The sequence below is a fragment of the Thiohalomonas denitrificans genome (genome assembly GCF_016841685.1).
Taxonomy (GTDB): Bacteria; Pseudomonadota; Gammaproteobacteria; order Thiohalomonadales; family Thiohalomonadaceae; genus Thiohalomonas; species Thiohalomonas denitrificans_A.
Genome location: NZ_JAENYR010000134.1, coordinates 1 through 5,190, shown reverse-complemented (window position 1 = coordinate 5,190; position 5,190 = coordinate 1). Strand labels below are relative to the sequence as shown.

The following is a 5,190-nucleotide window of genomic DNA, read 5'->3' as shown; positions in this document are numbered from 1 at the left end:
GCCCGCCTGGGCCGACTCGATGGTAGTGCCGGAGCTCTGCATGACCGACAGACCCGCGCCGGGCAGCTTGTTTTTCAGCCGCTCCAGGTAACCCTGCACCAGCGGACCCACCCAGGCATTCAGCCAGGTGGCGATGCCACGCTCGTACTCCCGGTATTCGGGCAGAATGGCGGAGGAGCGGGAGACAAACACCCCTTGCGGAATAGCGGCCTCCACGGCCCGTTCAAAGCGGTCGTCCAGGAACGAGAACAGCAGGTTGATGGCCACCGCTTCGGGGGCCAGTGCCTCGATTCGGCGCTGCAGTTCGGCCAGTTCCGCATCGGTCAGCTCCTCCACCACCGAACCGTCCGCACCCAGGCGACCGCCCGTCTCCAGACACCACTTTGCCGGCACCGGCGGCGCCTCCGGTGGCGGTTGCAGATCGTAAAGGGCCTGCCGTGCCTGCCGGCCGATGGTGAGCACATCCCCCAGACCCCGGTTGGTGATGTAGACGGTAGGCACCCCCTTGCCCTCCAGGACCGCATTGGTGGCCACCGTGGAGCCATGCACCACGACCAGACGCGGGAAGTCCGCCTCACCGATACCCAGCTCGGCAATCCCCTGCAGAATGGCGCGCTCCGGCGCCGCGGGTGTGGAAAGTACCTTGTGGACCCGCAGGGTAGCGCCATCGAGCAGGACGAAATCGGTGAAGGTTCCGCCGGTGTCGACACCCAGCAGGAGACGGTTGCCCAACGCCTGGTCCATCGTGGGATGATCCTGTCTATGGAGAGGCCGTGTAGTTTAGCCGGAGGCCCCGTGCGATCACCACCGTACCACCGGCAGGCGAATGGAGGCGACAATCCCCTTGGCAGGATCCTCAGCGACCGAAGAAATACCGCTCCTGAAGAACTTCCCCCCCTGTCATTACGAGGACGCCTATGGATGTAGGTGGTAGAGCGACGCATGCCGCCATGGATGGCGGTAGTAGAGAATGTCTGGAACCTATTCTCGAAGATGCCAAAGCCGAGCCCCGGCGACGAAGTAAGCTCCTGCTCCCAAAACCCCAGATTGCCGCGTCGCTGGGGCTCCTCCTGAAGAACTTCGTCTCGCCAAGACGCAAAGGCGCCAAGAAATGAACGTTCCTTGCCCTCTTGGCGATCTTGGCGCCTTGGCGAGAGTTATTTTCTGATTCGGGGCTGGGCACCGGCAGGTAGTGCTCGCAATGACAGCTAAGAGTTCGTCATTGATTCGGGGCCGCGGAGCGACGGGTACGGCTCCTGAGGAACTTCCCCCTGTCATTACGAGGAGCCCCAGCGACGAAGTAATCTGGTGTTTCTGTAACCCCGAGATTGCCGCGTCGCTGTGGCTCCTCGCAATGACAGTTAAGAGTTCGTCATTGATTCGGGGTGGAGCGACGGGTACGGCTCCTGAAGAACTTTCCCCTGTCATTACGAGGAGCCTCGGCGACGAAGTAATCTCTGCTCCTGACCCCGAGATTGCCACGTCGCTGTGGCTCCTCGCAATGACAGCTAAGAGTTCGTCATTGATTCGGGGCCGCGGAGCGGGAGATACGGCTCGCAAATGCAGACGGCACATCATTGCACCTTCCGGGCGGTTTATGGGTAGAATTCCAGCCTGTTTCCACGTTCGGAAGGACGCATGAGCGAAGAGAGTCTGATTGGCGTCGAGCACCTCTATCGATACTTCGGAACGAACTGTGCCGTGAAGGGTGTCAGTTTCGAAGTCCGCCGCGGCGAGGTGGTGGGCTTCCTCGGCCCCAACGGGGCAGGCAAGTCGACCACCATGCGCATGCTCACGGGCAACCTGGCACCCAGCGCAGGCAGCATCGCGGTGGGCGGGATCGATCTCCTCGAGCATCCCAAGCGCGCCAAGGCGGCCATTGGCTATCTACCGGAGCAGCCACCGCTCTATCGCGAGCTCACGGTCAACGAGTACCTGACCTACTGTGCGCGGCTCAACCGCATCGAGCGCGGCCGAATCCCGGGGGCACTCGCCGCCGCCAGGGAGCGTTGTGGCCTGGCGGACAGCGGCAGCCGGTTGATCGGCAATCTTTCCAAAGGCTACCAGCAGCGGGTGGGCATCGCTCAGGCGATCATCCACTCCCCGGATGTGGTTGTGCTCGACGAGCCCACTGTAGGTCTCGATCCCATTCAGATCCGCGAGATCCGCTCCCTGATCCGGGAGTTGGGCGGCGAACACAGTGTCATTCTCTCCACCCACATCCTGCCGGAAGTGCAGGCTACCTGTGATCGGGTTCAGATCATCCATCACGGCGAACTCATCCTCAGCGACACCATAGCGGGATTGCAGCAGCGGATGCAGACCTCCCGTCTTGCTATCGGCTTGCATCGTCCACCCGACATCGAAAAACTGCGGGCCATCGCGGGGGTGCTATCGGTGGAGCCCAATGGGGCCGATCGCTTTCACATCAGCCACCACCCAGCCGAGAGTCCCGCCGAGACACTGGTCCTTGCCGCGGCCCGGGAGAACTGGGGGCTTTATGAATTGATTCCCGAGCGCCGCTCCCTGGAGGATGTGTTTGTTGATCTGACCACCTCGGAACCGGCATCGAAGGAGGCGGCATGATGATCGGCCACATCGCCGCGCGGGAACTGCGCAGTCTGTTCCTCTCGCCACTGGCCTGGTCGGTGTTGTCGGTGGTGGAACTCATCATAGCCTACCTGTTTCTCAGTCAGGTGGATGAATACGCAAGGATTCAGCCACAGCTGACACAGATGGAGAACGCCCCGGGGCTGACGGAGGTAGTGGCGGCCCCGGTTTTCGGCATCGCCGCGGTGATTCTGCTGCTGGTGGCACCGCTCCTCACCATGCGTCTGGTGAGCGAGGAGCGACGCAGCGGCACGCTGCCGCTACTGCTCTCGGCACCGGTCTCCATGACCGAAATCGTTTTGGGCAAGTATCTGGGAGTAATGGCCTTCTTTTTGGTCATGGTAGGCCTTATTCTGCTTATGCCGCTGTCGCTGCTGCTTGGCGGCACGCTGGATTTCGGCCTCCTGGCCGCCCAGGTGCTGGGATTGACGCTGATGCTGGCGGCCTTCGCCGCGGCGGGGCTGTTCATGTCCACGCTGACGGGACAGCCTGTTGTAGCGGCCGTGGGCAGCTTCGGGATTCTGCTGCTGCTCTGGATCCTGGACTGGGCGGACAGTGCGGATGCGGGCAGCGGCCTGTTCGCCTATCTCTCACTGCAGCATCACCATGAGGCCCTGCTGAAAGGGATCTTCGATACCAGCGACCTGGTCTATTACCTGCTGTTTATCACCACTTTCCTGGTACTCAGCATCCGCCGGCTGGATGCCGAGCGTCTGCAAGGGTGAACCGGGCCTCGAATGGACTATTCACCGCAAAGACGCAAAGCACGCAAAGAGATTGATTGAAAAAGCCATTCACCACTGCAGTCAGCTTTTGCCGGTGGCGCCGAGTTCATGACATGCTTCGGTAAGCCGTTGACTTCTTTGCGCTCTTGGCGTCTTCGCCTACAGGGATGTAGGTGAGGGGCGAGAGCAGGAGCGGAAGCTTTGCGGTTTATCTGTATAGAAATCAACCGAGACTGCTAGATGGATATCGACCGTAACAGCCAACGCCGCCTCCGGGTTCAGAACTGGATTTTTGTAGTGCTGTTCCTGGTGGCCATTGGCCTGGTCGGCTGGCTCAGCACCCGCTACCACCTCCAGGCCGACTGGACTGCCAGTGGTCGTCACACCCTTTCCGAAGCCAGCCGACAACTGCTGGAACGCCTGGAGGGTCCGGTGACGATCACCGCGTTTGCACGAAAGAGCGGGGCTTCGCAGCTTAGGCCCCGGATCCGCGAAATGATCGAACGCTACCAGCGTCAAAAGGCCGATCTCTCCCTCGGGTTCGTAGACCCGGACCAGCACCCCGACCGGGTTCGTGCCCTGGGCGTCAGGGTGGACGGTGAACTGGTGGTGGAGTACCAGGGCCGCAGTGAGAATCTCACCACTCTCGGCGAACAGGCACTCACTAACGCCTTGCAACGGTTGGCCCGCGGCGGCGAACGCCGCGTAATGTTTCTGACCGGGCACGGCGAACGCGGTCCGGAGGGCCGCAGCAATTTCGATTACGGCCAGTGGACCGCCCAGCTGCAGAACAGGGGGCTCAGGTTCGACACCCTCAACCTGAGCATCACGCCATCGATCCCCGACAACGCCGCAGCACTGATCATTGCCGACCCGCGCCAGGACCCGCTGCCGGGTGAGGCAGCGCTGATCGGCGACTGGGTCGCCGCAGGCGGCAACCTCCTGTGGTTACGCGAACCCGACGACGCCGGCGGGTTCGAAGCCTTGGCCGAACAGCTCGGCGTAACCCTCGGCGAAGGTACGCTGGTCGACCCCACCGGCCAACAGCTCGGCATCGACCACCCGGCCTTCGTGGTGGTGGCGGAATATCCGGACCATCCGGTAACCAGCGACCTCTCCTCTCTCACCCTGTTCCCCATCGCCGGTTATCTGGTCACCAGTCAGAACGACTTCCGGTTCCAGCCGATCCTGCAGACGCTGGAGCGCAGCTGGGCGGAAACCGGAGGGCTGGAAGGCGCCATTGAACACGACAAAGGTGAATTATCCGGCCGGCTGCCCCTGGGTGTGACCGCTACCCGGAGCCTGGCCGGCAAAGGTGGAGCCGAATCGAGCCAGCGTGTTGCGGTTGTCGGCGATGCGGACTTTCTCTCCAATCAATATCTCGGCAACGGCGCCAACCGAGAGCTGGGCAACCGACTGGTGAACTGGCTCAATCACGACGATATTTTCATTCGCGTCCCGTCCCGCACGGCGCCCGACGTTTCGCTCACCCTGACCCCGATGGTCTCGGCAGTGCTCGGATTCGGATTCCTGCTGATTTTACCGCTGGGGCTGGCGGGAACGGGTGTGCTTATCTGGTTGCGACGTCGAAAACGGTAGACGGCCATGAGTTCACGAACGCTGGTCAATCTGGGGCTACTGATTCTGGTGGGAATCCTCGCCGCGCTTGCCGCCTGGGAGCCCGGCAAACAGGCGCCGCCCGATTCCGAACGGCTCACCCCATTGAATCCGGCCGATATCCACCAGGTACGCATCGAGCGTGCGGGGCGGGCCACGGTGGCCGCCCAACGTGGCGAGGACGGCGAGTGGCGACTCACGGAACCGCGCGGGCTCCCCGCTAACGGCTATCGCTTCG

Annotated in this window: 5 protein-coding genes; 4 read left to right on the top strand and 1 reads right to left on the bottom strand. The window is 62.3% G+C overall.

Features of this window, described 5'->3' with window-relative positions:
- The coding region (locus tag Q7L05_RS16850) for a hydantoinase/oxoprolinase N-terminal domain-containing protein (RefSeq protein WP_303909391.1) at positions 1–744 on the bottom strand (744 nt) is incomplete at its 3' end.
- A gap of 894 nt (positions 745–1,638) precedes the next feature.
- On the opposite strand from Q7L05_RS16850, the gene Q7L05_RS16845 reads away from it, so the two are divergent.
- The 4 genes from Q7L05_RS16845 to Q7L05_RS16830 form a co-directional block, all read left to right on the top strand.
- On the top strand, positions 1,639–2,586 hold the full coding sequence (locus Q7L05_RS16845) for an ABC transporter ATP-binding protein (RefSeq protein WP_303909389.1): 948 nt from the start codon (positions 1,639–1,641) through the stop codon (positions 2,584–2,586).
- A complete protein-coding gene (locus Q7L05_RS16840) occupies positions 2,583–3,335 on the top strand; it encodes an ABC transporter permease subunit (RefSeq protein WP_303909387.1) in 753 nt (250 codons plus the stop codon). Before Q7L05_RS16845 ends, Q7L05_RS16840 begins: the two co-directional genes overlap by 4 nt.
- Before the next feature lie 240 nt (positions 3,336–3,575).
- Positions 3,576–4,934: a GldG family protein gene (locus Q7L05_RS16835; protein WP_303909385.1), complete on the top strand. Its 1,359-nt coding sequence runs from the start codon at positions 3,576–3,578 to the stop codon at positions 4,932–4,934.
- Positions 4,935–4,940: 6 nt separating this feature from the next.
- Positions 4,941–5,190: hypothetical protein (locus Q7L05_RS16830; protein WP_411293350.1), on the top strand; the 250-nt coding region annotated here is incomplete at its 3' end.

Coding starts and splice junctions, on each gene's coding strand:
- Q7L05_RS16845 (WP_303909389.1), top strand. CDS start 1,639: ATGAGCGAAGAGAGTCTGATTGGCGTCGAGCACCTCTATCGATACTTC.
- Q7L05_RS16840 (WP_303909387.1), top strand. CDS start 2,583: ATGATGATCGGCCACATCGCCGCGCGGGAACTGCGCAGTCTGTTCCTC.
- Q7L05_RS16835 (WP_303909385.1), top strand. CDS start 3,576: ATGGATATCGACCGTAACAGCCAACGCCGCCTCCGGGTTCAGAACTGG.